The organism is Tenacibaculum sp. IMCC1 (assembly GCF_054906355.1).
Genome location: NZ_CM142818.1, coordinates 1,389,777 through 1,403,802, shown reverse-complemented (window position 1 = coordinate 1,403,802; position 14,026 = coordinate 1,389,777). Strand labels below are relative to the sequence as shown.

13 protein-coding genes are annotated in these 14,026 nt (G+C 30.9%); 8 read left to right on the top strand and 5 right to left on the bottom strand.

Annotation, left to right across the window (positions count from 1 at the left end; all coding sequences use genetic code 11):
- Window positions 1-7: 7 nt before the first annotated feature.
- The gene (locus ACXIHB_RS06555) at window positions 8-331 is read right to left on the bottom strand and encodes a hypothetical protein (RefSeq protein ID WP_462099212.1); all 324 of its coding nucleotides are present in this window, start codon (window positions 329-331) and stop codon (window positions 8-10) included.
- Window positions 332-628: 297 nt separating this feature from the next.
- Between ACXIHB_RS06555 and ACXIHB_RS06550 the strand changes: the two genes are divergently transcribed.
- From ACXIHB_RS06550 to ACXIHB_RS06535, 4 genes are all read left to right on the top strand, one after another.
- A complete protein-coding gene (locus ACXIHB_RS06550; RefSeq protein ID WP_462099211.1) occupies window positions 629-2,623 on the top strand; it encodes a urocanate hydratase in 1,995 nt (664 codons plus the stop codon).
- An 11-nt stretch (window positions 2,624-2,634) separates the two neighbouring features.
- Window positions 2,635-3,162 (top strand): DUF4136 domain-containing protein, encoded by a 528-nt coding sequence (locus tag ACXIHB_RS06545; RefSeq protein WP_159613565.1) that lies wholly within the window; start codon window positions 2,635-2,637, stop codon window positions 3,160-3,162.
- An 82-nt stretch (window positions 3,163-3,244) separates the two neighbouring features.
- Complete coding sequence (locus ACXIHB_RS06540) at window positions 3,245-3,409, top strand: DUF5522 domain-containing protein (protein ID WP_159432107.1); 165 nt, start codon at window positions 3,245-3,247, stop codon at window positions 3,407-3,409.
- A 53-nt stretch (window positions 3,410-3,462) separates the two neighbouring features.
- A complete protein-coding gene (locus tag ACXIHB_RS06535; RefSeq protein WP_159613567.1) occupies window positions 3,463-4,170 on the top strand; it encodes a DUF4197 domain-containing protein in 708 nt (235 codons plus the stop codon).
- Between the two features lies 1 nt (window position 4,171).
- Here ACXIHB_RS06535 and ACXIHB_RS06530 read toward each other — a convergent pair whose 3' ends face one another.
- Window positions 4,172-4,891 carry a LytR/AlgR family response regulator transcription factor gene (locus ACXIHB_RS06530; protein WP_239179131.1) on the bottom strand — a complete coding sequence of 240 codons (720 nt, stop codon included), beginning with the start codon at window positions 4,889-4,891 and terminating at the stop codon, window positions 4,172-4,174.
- On the bottom strand, window positions 4,888-5,916 hold the full coding sequence (locus ACXIHB_RS06525; RefSeq protein WP_239179129.1) for a sensor histidine kinase: 1,029 nt from the start codon (window positions 5,914-5,916) through the stop codon (window positions 4,888-4,890). Before ACXIHB_RS06525 ends, ACXIHB_RS06530 begins: the two co-directional genes overlap by 4 nt.
- A 206-nt stretch (window positions 5,917-6,122) precedes the next feature.
- Here ACXIHB_RS06525 and ACXIHB_RS06520 point away from each other — a divergent pair, with 206 nt between their 5' ends.
- Window positions 6,123-6,992, top strand: coding sequence for a DUF5694 domain-containing protein (locus ACXIHB_RS06520; RefSeq protein ID WP_239179128.1), 870 nt, complete (start codon window positions 6,123-6,125; stop codon window positions 6,990-6,992).
- A 226-nt stretch (window positions 6,993-7,218) separates the two neighbouring features.
- On the top strand, window positions 7,219-7,416 hold the full coding sequence (locus ACXIHB_RS06515) for a hypothetical protein (RefSeq protein WP_047788449.1): 198 nt from the start codon (window positions 7,219-7,221) through the stop codon (window positions 7,414-7,416).
- Here the strand turns inward: ACXIHB_RS06515 and ACXIHB_RS06510 are convergent.
- Window positions 7,399-8,157, bottom strand: coding sequence for an ABC transporter substrate-binding protein (locus ACXIHB_RS06510; protein WP_239179127.1), 759 nt, complete (start codon window positions 8,155-8,157; stop codon window positions 7,399-7,401). The genes ACXIHB_RS06515 and ACXIHB_RS06510 overlap by 18 nt on opposite strands.
- A 33-nt stretch (window positions 8,158-8,190) precedes the next feature.
- A complete protein-coding gene (locus ACXIHB_RS06505; protein WP_159613575.1) occupies window positions 8,191-8,961 on the bottom strand; it encodes a LytR/AlgR family response regulator transcription factor in 771 nt (256 codons plus the stop codon).
- A gap of 379 nt (window positions 8,962-9,340) precedes the next feature.
- Here ACXIHB_RS06505 and ACXIHB_RS06500 point away from each other — a divergent pair, with 379 nt between their 5' ends.
- Together ACXIHB_RS06500 and ACXIHB_RS06495 are read left to right on the top strand one after the other, a co-directional pair.
- Window positions 9,341-12,415, top strand: coding sequence for a SusC/RagA family TonB-linked outer membrane protein (locus tag ACXIHB_RS06500; protein ID WP_349264450.1), 3,075 nt, complete (start codon window positions 9,341-9,343; stop codon window positions 12,413-12,415).
- Between the two features lie 10 nt (window positions 12,416-12,425).
- Window positions 12,426-13,622: a RagB/SusD family nutrient uptake outer membrane protein gene (locus ACXIHB_RS06495; RefSeq protein WP_349264449.1), complete on the top strand. Its 1,197-nt coding sequence runs from the start codon at window positions 12,426-12,428 to the stop codon at window positions 13,620-13,622.
- Window positions 13,623-14,026: the final 404 nt, after the last annotated feature.

The following is a 14,026-nucleotide window of genomic DNA, read 5'->3' as shown; positions in this document are numbered from 1 at the left end:
TTAACAATTATAAATAAGAAAGGAATGCCCATCTCTTTCGAGTAGAGATATATTCTAAATTATGTTCATTTTGATAGGCCTCTCGTTCAAAACTTAGGTTTTTATAAGCTAATGATGTTTTTCGATAAATTAATAGCTTAATAAGCCATTCAAAAAAATAGAAAAGATAAAAGAAGACAATTAGTAACTCTAATTGCTGTTTTAAGTGTATTTTTTCATGATTTATTAAAACAGGATCACCTTTTAAATCTTCTCTTTTTAAGAATATAAAAGGGTATAATGTCATTCCAGAAAATCCTTTTGGTATTATATGTTTTGAAATAAATATCATAAACTTGTTCATGCAATAAACTTACCAAAGGTACAATTTATTGTTAGGACAAGAGTAAAAATACAAGAAGAAGAAAAATTTATACTTTTTAAAGATGCTGTTTTTAACTGTATAGACTTATATTTGTGCAAACTTCAAAGAAATGGATTTTTTAACTCTAAAATATAAAAAGAGGATTGAAGCTCAGTACCACAGAGCCGATATCCGTTATCCATAGTTTCTTCATTTTTACGATTATAAACAGATTTAAAATTAATAAGTTTTCATTTTTTAATTGGAAACTATAAACCGTATAAAATGACTTTTAAAGAACAAATAAAACAAGGAATACCTACTACATTACCTCCAAAAAAGGAGTATGACACCACCATAAATCACGCACCAAAACGTAAAGAAATTTTAACTGATGAAGAGAAGAAATTGGCTTTACGTAATGCATTGCGTTATTTTGATAAAAAACATCATTCAGCTTTATTACCAGAATTTGCTGAAGAATTAGAGAGGTACGGACGAATTTATATGTATCGTTTCCGTCCTGATTATAAGATGTACGCGCGTCCTATTGAAGAGTATCCAGGGAAATCAGAGCAAGCAAAAGCGATTATGGTAATGATTCAAAATAATTTGGATTATGCAGTAGCACAGCATCCTCACGAATTAATTACTTATGGTGGTAATGGAGCAGTATTTTCTAATTGGGCACAATACTTATTAACCATGAAATACTTGTCGGAAATGACGGATAAGCAAACGTTAGTAATGTATTCAGGACACCCAATGGGTTTATTTCCATCGCATAAAGAAGCGCCAAGAGTGGTGGTAACCAACGGAATGATGATTCCGAATTATTCAAAACCAGATGATTGGGAAAAATTCAATGCCTTAGGTGTAACGCAATATGGTCAAATGACCGCAGGAAGTTATATGTATATTGGCCCGCAAGGAATTGTACACGGAACAACGATTACAGTGCTAAACGGATTTAGAAAAATAGGAAAATCACCCAAAGGAAATCTATTTGTAACTGCCGGTTTAGGAGGAATGAGTGGAGCCCAACCAAAAGCAGGAAATATTGCTGGTTGTATTACGGTGTGTGCTGAGGTAAATCCAAAGATTACCCAAGTTCGTCTAGATCAAGGTTGGATTGACGAGAAGATTACGGATTTAGACGCTTTGGTAGCACGTGTTAAAAAAGCAAAAGAAAATAAGGAAGTTGTTTCTTTGGCTTATTTAGGAAACGTAGTAGATGTTTGGGAGAAGTTTGCTGAAGAGGATATTTATATTGATTTAGGTTCCGACCAAACATCATTACACAACCCATGGGCAGGAGGTTATTATCCAGTAGATATGTCGTTTGAAGAATCAAACGAAATGATGGCGAATAATCCAGAGTTGTTTAAAGAAAAAGTACAAGAAACCTTACGTCGTCACGCAAAAGCGATTAATAAACATACAGAAAAAGGAACGTATTTCTTTGATTACGGGAATGCCTTTTTATTGGAAGCGAGTAGAGCAGGAGCTGATGTAATGAACCCAAATCCGACGTTAGGAAGAGAGTTCAAGTATCCTAGTTATGTACAAGATATTATGGGGCCTATGTGTTTTGATTATGGTTTTGGGCCTTTCCGTTGGGTATGTACTTCAGGAAAACCAGAAGATTTAGCCAAAACGGATGCGATTGCTTGTAAGGTATTGGAGAAAATTATGAAAAAATCTCCTGAAGAAATCCAACAACAAATGGCAGATAATATTCAGTGGATTAAAGGAGCGCAAGAAAATAAGTTAGTTGTAGGTTCACAAGCACGTATTTTATATGCAGACGCTGAAGGACGTATGAAAATAGCAGAAGCGTTTAACAAAGCAATTAAGAAAGGAAAAATTGGTCCAGTAGTCTTAGGTCGTGATCATCATGATGTATCTGGAACTGATTCACCTTACCGTGAAACTTCTAATATTTATGATGGTTCGCGCTTTACAGCAGATATGGCAATTCATAATGTAATAGGAGATAGTTTTAGAGGAGCTACTTGGGTTTCTATTCACAATGGAGGTGGAGTAGGTTGGGGAGAAGTAATTAATGGAGGGTTTGGCATGCTTCTTGATGGTTCTAAAGATGCATCAAGGCGCTTAAAATCAATGCTTTTCTGGGATGTGAATAACGGAATAGCAAGACGTAGTTGGGCACGAAATAATGAAGCTGTTTTTGCTATTAAACGTGCTATGGAAGTTGAAAAGAAACTAAAAGTTACACTTCCAAACTTAGTGGACGATGCGTTATTAGAAAACATGTAAACTCTTAGAAAATGAAAAATTTAAAATTACTTTTTTTGCCAATTGTAGCTTTACTAATTACTTCATGTAGTTCAGTAAGAGTAGTAACGGATTATGATACTCAAACTGATTTTAATCAGTATAAAACATTTGCATTTTATAAAACAGGAATAGACAAAGCTCCGATCTCTGATTTAGATAAAAAACGTATTATGCGTGCTATTGAAGCAGAGTTGACGGCGAAAGGGATGACAAAGTCAGCTACACCAGATGTTTTAGTGAGTTTGTTTACTAAGTCTCGTGAACGTATTAATGTGAATGATAATTTCTATGGAGGATTTTACTATCCATGGTATTATGGACCAAGTCCAGTAACTGTTTCTCAATATACCGAAGGTACGTTGTTTATTGATTTGTTAGATGCTGACAAAAAAGAGTTAGTATGGCAAGGGATAGGAACGGGAGCTTTGAGTACAAGTAGTGTAGAAAGAAAGGAAGCTCGTATTAAAGAATTTGTGGCTGAGATTATGGCGGAGTATCCACCTAACGCTAAAAAGTAAGATTTAAATTTTTTAAGATATACAAATACGTTAAGCAGAGCTATAAAGTCTGTTTAACGTATTTTTTTATGATATTTGTAGTATGAGAAATAAGATATTAAAACCCACTCCTGATGAGTATTATACTAATGAGCAAGGGTATAGGGTTTTTAAAGAAGCGTATCATTTACGACGAGGATATTGTTGTAAAAGTGGTTGTAAACACTGTCCGTATGGATATGATAAAAATACCGATAGTTTCAAATAAATGTGACAATAATTAGTTTATTGTTTCTAATAGATAAAATCAAACAAGTAGACATGAAAAAAATTACAGTATTCTTTATTGCACTTACTTTTATGGGATGTGCAGAATTACAAAAAGTAGTAAATCAATTACCACAAGGAGGGGTGTTAACACAAGAACAGATTGGTAATGGTTTGCGTCAAGCTTTAGATAACGGAATTCAGCATCAAGTAACTAAATTAACTTCAAAAGATGGTTTTTATAAAAATGACTTGGTAAAAATTTTATTACCAGAGGAATTACAAGCAGTAGACAAGGGTTTGAGAAAGATAGGTTTAGGTAATTTAGCTGATGAAGGATTAAAAGCAATTAATAGAACTGCTGAGGATGCTGTAAAAACAGCAACTCCAATTTTTGTAAATGCTGTTAAAGAAATTACATTTAATGATGCAAAGAATATATTATTAGGAGCAGATAATGCTGCAACTTCTTATTTAGAAGGAAAAACAACTTCTGCGTTATATGCTGAGTTTAATCCAGTTATTAAAAACTCATTTTCGAAAGTAGGAGCTGATAAAATTTGGTCAAACTTAATCACGAAATACAATAGTATTCCGTTTGTTAAAAAAGTGAATCCAGACTTAACAGACTATGTAACAACTGAAGCGTTAGATGGTGTGTTTACTATGATTGCGGTTGAAGAAAAAGGTATACGTAATAAAGTAGGATTACGTAATACAGCATTATTACGTCAGGTATTTGCGTTACAGGATAATAGATAAATTATAACTGCTTACTAGCAATTTTTTCAAAAAAGGACTTTCTGTAGGTGTTACCAATAGGAAGTTCTTTTTTTTGTATCCATAATGAATCGTTTTCAATTTTATCAATAGCCTTAATTGAAATAATGTATGACCTGTGTGTTTGGATAAAATTATCTTCAGGTAAACTGCTTACTAGGCTTTTTAAGGTGCTGTAAGTAATAATTCGCTCATTTTTTAAGTAAACTGAAACGTAGTTTTTTAAGCCTTCAATAAATAGAATATCATCTAAAAAAACTTTTGAAAACTTGTTTTTTCCATCTGTTTTTAGAAAGAAATAATCATTTTCAGTATTCTGGTTTATTTTTTGGTTTGACTTGGTAATTTTTTTATGAACTTTTAAAACAGCTTTGTAGAAGCGATCAAAATCAAAAGGCTTTAGTAAATAATCAATAGCAGCAATATCGTAGCTTTCTAGGGCAAATTGAGGATAAGCGGTCGTAAAAATAATATTAGTTTTACGGCTAATAATTTTAGATAATTGTATGCCCGTAATTTCAGGCATTTGTATGTCTAAAAAAACTAGATCAATAGTCCCTTTTTCTATTTCTATTAAGGCTTCTAACGGATTTGTGTAAGTACTGTTTACTGAAAGAAAAGGAACTTTATCTACATACTTTTCTAACAAGCGAATAGCTGGCGGTTCATCATCAATGATAATACAAATTAGTTGTTTGCTCATAATGGAAATTGTAGGTATGCGTTAAAAATATTATTACTTTGCTGAAAAGTTAGTAAAAAATTGTCATTATATAGAACTTCTAATCTTTTTCGAATGTTTTCGGTTCCAATACCAGTTTCCATATATTTTTCAGAAGTGTTTGTGTGGTTTTCAGTGGTAACTACCAAGCTAATATCATCAATAGTTATGTTTATATTGGCAGGTTTATTCGGGTTGTTTATAACTCCATGCTTACAAACATTTTCAATAAAATTGATTAAAATTAACGATGGTATTTTATGGCTTTTAGGATTTCCGTGAATAGTTAAACTAACATAAAGATTACTTTCATATCTACGTTTAAAGAAGTGTAGATAGTCATTAAGAAACTGTATTTCATTTTCTAACAAAACAAAATTTTCAGATGTTTCATAAGTAACATAACGTAGTAGATGTGAGAGTTTTAAAATGTCGTTAGCAGTTTCTGGTTGTTCATCATATAATTCTATGTAAAAACCATTAAGTACATTAAATAAAAAATGTGGGCTTATTTGAGATTTTAAAGTGGTTAATTGTGCTTGTTGATGTTTTATTTCTAATAAATGAAGTTTGTTTTTGTTTTCTCTATATCTAAAAAATAAATATACCAGAGTACTATATAAAGAAGCTTTAAAGCTGAAAATGAAGCTATCGAAAAAATAAGTAAAAACTATACTTTGATTGTTAATGTTGTAATTATTAATATTGAATAATATGGGAGATAGAATTTCTTCTAGTAAAAAACGAATTCCTGCAAAAACAAAAACCATAAAAATAACCGAAGCTCCAAATAGTATATACTTTTTCGTATTAAAAAGTCTAGGGAGTAAATAGTAGTAGTTAAGAAAATATACCGTAAAAAAACTAATACTAAATGTTAGTGTAAAAAGGAGGGAGTAATTTATAGGTAACCTGTTAGATGAGGTAAAAAAATTCCAACCAAAATCTAATAAAATTAGTAGGGCTATAATGAGTAAGTTGTATTTTAATTCTTTTGAAAACTTCATTATTCAAAAATAAGTGGAATATTCTTTAAGAGATTAAAAATAGGACAAATCAATGTTTTGTTATTACAAAAGCATGTTTTTGTAAAACTAACATGAGTTTTTTGTTAAAAGAAACTACTTGTGTAAAAGAAATCGGAGTTGGTGTAATAAAAACTAATAGGCTGAATTAACGATGTATTCTTGTGTAGAATTTTAAAAACAAAAGAATGAAAAAATATTTAGTATTGTTATTTGGGGTATTGTTACAATTTTCTTGTCAAAATAAAGAAAAAAAACTATTAGATAAAGACCAGACAATTTTGAAGCCTTATGCATCTTATTATCCAAGTAGTAAAACCAAAGTGTTGGTGGTTGGAACCTTTCATTTTTCTTATCCAGGGTTAGATTATACTAAAACAAAAGAAAATGATAAGATAGATGTGCTAAGGGAACCAAAAAAATCAGAAGTAACAGAATTAGTAGAATATATCAAAAAGTTTAAACCAACTAAAGTAGCTATTGAAGCAAAACCAAGTTGGAATATGAATAAAAGATATAAAGAATATAAAAAAGGGGAGCACAGAAACGAAAGAGGTGAAGATTATCAGTTAGGGATGCGTATAGCAAATGATTTTAATTTAGATACTATTTACTCTATAGATGCAAATACATTAAGTAATGATTTGTCTAAATTAAACCCTGAGTTCATGAAAGAGTTATCGAAAGATTATGACTTTAAATCAGATGATCCTTATAGTAAAATGGTTCAAAAATCATTTGATGAGGACGCTAAAATTCCTTCTAAAGTGAATTTACTAGAATATTTTAAACACATGAATTCTATTGAGGGGCACAAAAATAACTACGGTGCTTATTTGGTTGGAGATTTTAAATTGGATAATAATAGAGGTGCAGATTTTTTATCTATTTGGTGGTATAACCGTAATCTTCGAATTTTTAGAAATATTCAGAAGATAGACCATACAAAAGAAGATAGGATTTTAGTAGTTATAGGTAATGGACATGCGTCTGTATTAAGGCATGTGATAGAATATTCCCCAGAATATGACTTTGTAGAATTCAGTAGTTTACTATAAAATAGAAGAAGTTTTATAGAGATAGTTTAGATAAAAAATAATTTTTGGAAGGTATATGATATTTTTTGAAGATTTTAAGAGTAGAAATATGATTTATAAATTACAGAATAAGGATTGTTAATTATAATAAAAGAGGGTTTTCCCCTTTTTTATTATTTGTGGGTTTTTATGTTTTTGTAAATCAAATAATTATGTATATTTATAATCCGTGTTAACCCAATTATAAATGTCAAGAATTAATCAATTACGTAGATACAGAAAACATCTTGAAGAGAGATATCTAAGGTTGGTTGAGACAGCTAATGATTATAAATATGAAGATGAGTGCAAAAGTGATCGCTCAGCATTCAAAGCGATGAAGATATTGGAAAAACTAAATAGAATAAAATATTTAGATGAAGATATGTCAAGCCCTGTTGTGTAACTCCTTAAAGTAATCAAAAGCTTTTAACAGTCTACTACCGTACCAAGAAAAGTATTCTCCGTCAACCAATATAGGAGTCAGGTTGTTAGTGTGTTCTATAATCTCAAGAATGTGTTTTTCTTTGAAAGGAAAAGGTTCAGAAGAAAGTAAAATTAATTCTGGTTTTTTCTTATTGATATTTTTTATGTCAACTTCTGGATACCTTTTTTTGTTAGCATAAACATTTTCAAATTTATTTAATTCTAGCAGGTGATTTATAAACGTATTACTTGCTGCAACCATCCAAGGATTTCTCCAAATAAAATAAGCAACTTTTCTACTTTTTTTATTTTCAATAAACTTTTTAAAATCAATTATTTTTGACTCTAATTTATTAGTTATTTTTTTAGCTTCAATTTGCTTCTCAAAAAAACTTCCGTACAAAGAAATTAACTCTATGGAGTCTGTAAGTGTAAAAATATCAGAAACATGGGTAAACGCTACTTGCTGGCAGGCTTCTACTATTTCTTTGGTGTTTTCTTCTCTGTTACAAAGAATAATGTCTGGTTGAAGCTCTTTAATTTTATCTATTTTTATGTTTTTGGTGCCACCAACAATAGTTTTTGTTTTAGTTAAGTGTGTTGGGTGAACGCAAAATTTTGTTATTCCTAATATATTGTCTTCGAGACCTAAATCAACTAAAAGTTCTGTTTGACTAGGAACTAAAGAAATAATTCTTTTATATTTTTTGTTAGTGTTCATTAAACAAAATTAATGATTCAAAAGAAAGGATTGTTATTTAACTCCCATAAGTTCTTGAAAATCTTTTTTATAGCTTTTACTTACTCTAAAGGTTTTGTTATCGTTAATTTTTACATCTGTCTCACCATAATTGGAAGTGATGATCTCATCAATAAAATTAGAGTTGATTATAGTAGATCTGTGAATTCTAACAAAAAAATTAGAGTTTAACCTTTTAATTATGCTTGATAAAGATTCACGCAGTAGATACTTTTTATTATCAGTAGTGAAAATTTCTACATAATAACCTGAAGCGGATATATATTTAATAGCGTTTCGTTCTAAGAAAATTATTTTGTTTCCCGATTTAATATTAATCTTGGTTCCTTTTACAGGCATTTCAATAGGAGTCTTCTCTTTTACTAGATCTATGATGTTATCTAAATCTGAAAGTTTTTCTATTTTCTTATAATCAATAACCTTTTTAATAGAAGCATAAAAACGATCTTCTTTTAATGGTTTTAAAAGATAATCAAAAGCAAAGTAGTCAAAAGCTTTCACAGCATGTTCGTTAGAAGAAGCTGTGAAAATAAAAATAGGCTTTTTAGGTAGAGTTATTTTTTCGATAATATCAAACCCAGTCATATCGTTTATTTTGGTGTCAAGATATACAACATCTGGGTTTAAAGTGTTGATTTTCTTTATAGCGTCTAAGCCATTAGAACATTCATCAATAATTTCTATAAAATTATAATTACTTAGTAATTTTTTAAACCTTAATCTAGCAGCTTTTTCGTTATCAACGATTAGAATAGATAATTTCATTTACATTTTGTTTTCTTAACAGATATAACATTCGAACCTAATGAGGGTCTTAAATTTAAGCTAGTTAAAAATTAGTTAAAATAAAAGTCAAAATTTAAGAATGTCAAATTAGCTCTATAGACATTGAAGGGGACCAATATTTAATTATAATATTATGACGCTGCAAAAATAAAGAAGAATCTTTTTCTAATTGAACTAAAATAAGTTTTTTTAAAAGAATTAACATTATTTAGTATTTGGTTGTTTTATTCTTTTTAAGTCTCACTTCTTAAAATTGTTTTTTCGCATCAAAATAAAGGATGTTAACTTCAAATAGCTGTTAACAAAAACTTATAGCCTTTAGATTTACAACTGTTAATTAATAAAAATTTAATAATTTATGAATCTACATTTAAAAAATGTGATCTGTGTTTTATTCTTTTTCAGCTTTATGCTGAATGTGAACGCACAGGAGAAAAAAATCACTGGAGTGGTGTCTGATAGTTCAGGGCCTTTACCTGGTGTAAATGTAATTTTAAAAGGAACAACCACAGGTACTGAGACAGACTTTGATGGGAAGTATTCATTAAATGCAAAAGAGGGAGATATTTTAGTGTTCAGTTTTGTAGGAATGAAAGTGACTGAAAAAGTCGTAGATGCAGGATCAGAGCTTAATGTTTTAATGCAAGAAAACGCTAACTTATTAGAAGAGATAGTCATTGTTGGATATGGATCAACTTCTAAAAAGGACTTGACAGGATCGGTAGCAACTATAGGCGTGGAACAGTTACAAGATAAGCCAGTAGCCAATGTAACACAGGCTTTGCAAGGTAAAACTTCTGGTTTACAAATTGTAAGTACAGGTGGTAGAGCAGGTGATGCTACTCAAATTAGTATTAGAGGTAACGGTTCTTTAAGTGCTTCAAATAGTGCTTTATACATTATTGATGGTGTGCCACAAGAAGATATGTCAGGGATTTCTCCTGAAGATATTAAGAGTATAAGTATCTTAAAGGATGCTGCTTCTACTGCAATTTATGGATCTAGAGCCTCTAATGGAGTTGTTTTAATTCAGACAAATAGAGGAGGATATCAAAAAGATATATCCGTATCTTTTAATACTTCTTATGGTTTTCAAAATATTATAAAAAGACCTAGTTTATTAAACGCGGAGCAATACAAGCAAGTATCAGATGCAGCAAGAATAAACTATGAGCAAGATATTGCTTCCGGAGCTTTAGCTGGGCCAAAAGATCCAACAATTTTAACTCCATTGCCAAATAGTCCTTATAATACTGATTGGTTGAAGCTAGTATTAAGAGATAATGCTACAGTTAAAAGATATCAATTTAGTGTTGCTGGAGGAGGAGAAAATACAAGAGCATATTTATCAGCGTCTTTATTTGATCAAGAAGGAATTATTAAAAAGGATAATTATAAGATCGGGCGTATAAAGTTAAATGTGGAGCAGAAGATGAATGATTATGTAAAGTTAGGAGTAAATTCTTACTTTTCTTTTTCAGAAGCAACACCTTTTGCAGATGATAATAATACATATCAACCTTATTCAAATGCGTTAGGAGCAAGACCAGATGTTAGTCCTTATGATGCAGACGGTAATATAGCTGTTCATAACTTTTCAAACCCATTATTTGCTTTTGAAAGACAAGTGACTGACAAGTGGCAAAACTTGGGAGGTACATTATTTTTCGATGTAACCCCTATTGAAAGTTTAGTATGGCACTCAGCTTTTAGTGGTAACATAAGAAGTAATAGATACAATAGATATGATGCTCCTAACACAAGAAGAGGTTTAAATGGAGATGGAGTACCAACAGGTTACGGTTACTATAGTACAGAGAATAACAGAGATTATTTAATTGAGAATACAGTAACCTATACAGATAGGTTTGCTAATGATAAGCTAAAATTAACATTATTAGGAGGACACTCGTTCCAGAAATGGGAATATGAAGATTCTTTCGTATCTGGAGAAAACTTTCCTTCAAGTGATTTGAGTTGGTTAGTTTCTGCAGGGGAGATAAATCAAGGACGTAGCTTTTATAAAGCAATGGCATTAGAATCATATTTTACAAGGTTGCAGTTATCTTGGGATTCAAAGTATCATTTTATGGTGTCAACAAGATATGATGGGTCTTCAAAATTTACTAAAGAGAACAGATGGGGAAGTTTCCCAGCAGCATCTATTGGATGGACCATTTCTAACGAGAAATTCTTTAATGTACCGGCGATTAATGAATTAAAAGCAAGAGCTTCTTTTGGATATACAGGTAACCAAACAGGTATTTCTTATGCTTCAGGGCAAAGCTTGATAGGTTCTGGTGAAAACTATGATCAAGCACCAGGTTTAGCTGCTACCACTATTTTTAACCCTGACTTAAAGTGGGAGAAAGGTCAAGCTTTAAACTTAGGTTTAGACATTACTTTATTCGATAGGATAGATGTTAATTTAGATTATTATGAAAAAGAAACTCAAGATCTTTTAAGTAGAGTTAATGTACCACAAGAAAGTGGATTTAGAACTATGTTAGCAAATGTAGGTAATATTTCAAATAAAGGATTCGAAGCTAATATTAATGCAAGAATAATCGAAAAAGAAAATTTCAAATGGAATTTTGGAGCTAACTTTTCATATAACGATAATGAAGTGTTAAAGGTTGGATCTGAGACAGGACAATATACAACAGGGTTCACTTCTATTGTTAAAGAAGGAAGTGCTTTAGGTTCGTTCTTTATATTAGAATCAGCAGGAGTAGCTTCAGAAGAGTATACATATAAAGATGCTGACGGGGTTGATGGACAAACAGTTGCTGCTGGAGATATGATTTATGTTGATCAAAATGGTGATGGTAAAATTACTGATGAGGATAAAAAAGTATTTGAAGGAGGTATAGCTCCTATTTATGGTGGTTTTAATACTTCTATTGAATACAAAGGATTTGATTTAGGAATTAGTGGGCAGTACTCTATAGGTAAAAAAGTATACGCACTTTTTAAAGAGGACGGATTAAATGGAGGAGCAGTCGGAGCACCATCTTATTCTGAAAATATGTTAACAGAAATGTTAGACTATTGGACACCAACAAATACAAATGCTTCTAATCCGAGGCCTCATTTATCTTCTGAAATTTCTGCATGGAACACTCAAAGATCTAGTAGATACTTAGAAGATGCAGATTATTTAAGAATTTCAGATATTACTTTAGGATATAACTTTAACTTCTTAAAAGATTCAGATGTGAAGTTTATAAAAAGTTTGAGACTTTATGCTCAAGTAAGAAACCCATTTACATTTACTAAATATTCTGGTGGAGATCCAGAAGTAAGCTATGTAGATCAAACAGCTCAAAGTGGTCAAGACAGAACTGACGGAAGTAAAATTGAAGCTGGAGTTGATTTAGGTGGTATTCCTAACGTTAAATCGTTCTTAATAGGGTTAAATGTTAAATTTTAAAAAAATGAAGATGATTAAAAAAATTTCAAAAATACTTTTCATTGGGCTGTTTGTGGCTTTAACTACATCTTGTAGCGATCAGTTAGATATACCTTCTGAAGCATCTTTAGATGCAAATGCAAACTTAGCAACAGAAGATGTAGACAAGCTATTAACAGGGCTGTATAAAAAAATGAGACACCCTAATCAGTATGGGTATTTCGCTATCATGAATACTGAAATTATGGGAGACAACTATAAGCCTGTTAAGTTTCAGTGGTTTCAAGTGCAGAACTTTTATGAAAATAAAGTGCCTGCTGGTGACATTTTATTAAGTTATTTCTATGCAGATTATTATGCAGGTATTGATAGAGCTAATACTATTTTAAAAGTACCTTCAGCAAATGAAGCACAAAAAGGAGCAGCACGTTATAATAGAGCTTTAAGTTACTTAAGATTATATGATATGTTTGAAAGAGTTCCTTTAATTGATGAAAATTATGATAGAACACCTATTGCACCATCTTCAAAAGAGGATGTATTAAACTTTATCGTTGAAGATTTAAAATATGCAAAGGAAAATTGTGTAAGCTTTAACGGACTTAGTTTGTTAGAAAGTCAAAAGACTCCTACAAAAGAAGCAGCTTCTGCTCTTTTAGCAAGGGTTTATAGAGTACAAGGAAATATAGCAGCAGCTGGAGTAGAGGCTGAAGAATTAATTACATCAGGAAAGTTTGCTTTATCGGCGAACCCTTTAGAAAGAGATCCAGAGGTTATCTTTATGTATAAAGGTAATAAAGCAGAAGAGGTTGGCTCTTGGGGGTGGATTATGAGTCCAGAGGCTAGAACATGGAACTGTTTTGCAGCAGCAGATGATTTAACAGCTCTAGTTAAAGGAGAAGATACTCGCAAGATTTTATTTGATTTCGATGGTAAAGAAGCTAATGGCGGTTATATATATTCAAAGAAATATAAAACAGAAGACAATTCTGACTTATTGGTTTCTAGAATTGCTGAGATGTATTTGATCTCTGCAGAAGCAGGAAATACAACAAGATTGGATGAATTGCAAGCGGCTAGAAAATCTTCTTTAACATTGGCAGAAGAAAGACGTTTGGAGATGTCATTTGAATGGACAAGATGGGAAGATTTGAAATTAGAAGGGAAAACTTCTTATATTTTACCTTACCCAACTAGAGCAGTAGATTCAAATCCATTACTTAAGTAATTTTATTTAGATATTCCCCTAAAAAGAAAGGGCTGAGTTTAAACTCAGCCCTTTTCATATTAAAGTAGTAGTTTTTCAGTTCAAAAAAGGGGTGATTCAAATCAAAGTTATAATAATGAAAAGTTAAGCTTAATACATTTGCTGTAACTTATACCAACTTTGTTTTCATTGGTGTAATTATTTGAATTAATTATTATAAAGTCAAGGAGTCATTAACCTTGGCTTTTTTTGTTTTATAAATAGTTGTTTTGTTGTTTTTTATCTTCTTTTATCTTTTTTTGTTATTTTTTTAACTTTTTTTATGTTAAAATTATAGTTTTTTTAGTTTTATTTTATTGTTTTTTTAATTTTATAAGATATCAATTTTAAGGCTCTTGTAGTGAGAGTTTTAAGTTTAAAAATTT

Excerpts from the sequence above, each read along its gene's own strand:
- ACXIHB_RS06555 (WP_462099212.1), bottom strand. The coding sequence starts at position 331 with ATGATATTTATTTCAAAACATATAATACCAAAAGGATTTTCTGGAATG.
- ACXIHB_RS06550 (WP_462099211.1), top strand. The coding sequence starts at position 629 with ATGACTTTTAAAGAACAAATAAAACAAGGAATACCTACTACATTACCT.
- ACXIHB_RS06545 (WP_159613565.1), top strand. The coding sequence starts at position 2,635 with ATGAAAAATTTAAAATTACTTTTTTTGCCAATTGTAGCTTTACTAATT.
- ACXIHB_RS06540 (WP_159432107.1), top strand. The coding sequence starts at position 3,245 with ATGAGAAATAAGATATTAAAACCCACTCCTGATGAGTATTATACTAAT.
- ACXIHB_RS06535 (WP_159613567.1), top strand. The coding sequence starts at position 3,463 with ATGAAAAAAATTACAGTATTCTTTATTGCACTTACTTTTATGGGATGT.
- ACXIHB_RS06530 (WP_239179131.1), bottom strand. The coding sequence starts at position 4,891 with ATGAGCAAACAACTAATTTGTATTATCATTGATGATGAACCGCCAGCT.
- ACXIHB_RS06525 (WP_239179129.1), bottom strand. The coding sequence starts at position 5,916 with ATGAAGTTTTCAAAAGAATTAAAATACAACTTACTCATTATAGCCCTA.
- ACXIHB_RS06520 (WP_239179128.1), top strand. The coding sequence starts at position 6,123 with ATGAAAAAATATTTAGTATTGTTATTTGGGGTATTGTTACAATTTTCT.
- ACXIHB_RS06515 (WP_047788449.1), top strand. The coding sequence starts at position 7,219 with ATGTCAAGAATTAATCAATTACGTAGATACAGAAAACATCTTGAAGAG.
- ACXIHB_RS06510 (WP_239179127.1), bottom strand. The coding sequence starts at position 8,157 with ATGAACACTAACAAAAAATATAAAAGAATTATTTCTTTAGTTCCTAGT.
- ACXIHB_RS06505 (WP_159613575.1), bottom strand. The coding sequence starts at position 8,961 with ATGAAATTATCTATTCTAATCGTTGATAACGAAAAAGCTGCTAGATTA.
- ACXIHB_RS06500 (WP_349264450.1), top strand. The coding sequence starts at position 9,341 with ATGAATCTACATTTAAAAAATGTGATCTGTGTTTTATTCTTTTTCAGC.
- ACXIHB_RS06495 (WP_349264449.1), top strand. The coding sequence starts at position 12,426 with ATGATTAAAAAAATTTCAAAAATACTTTTCATTGGGCTGTTTGTGGCT.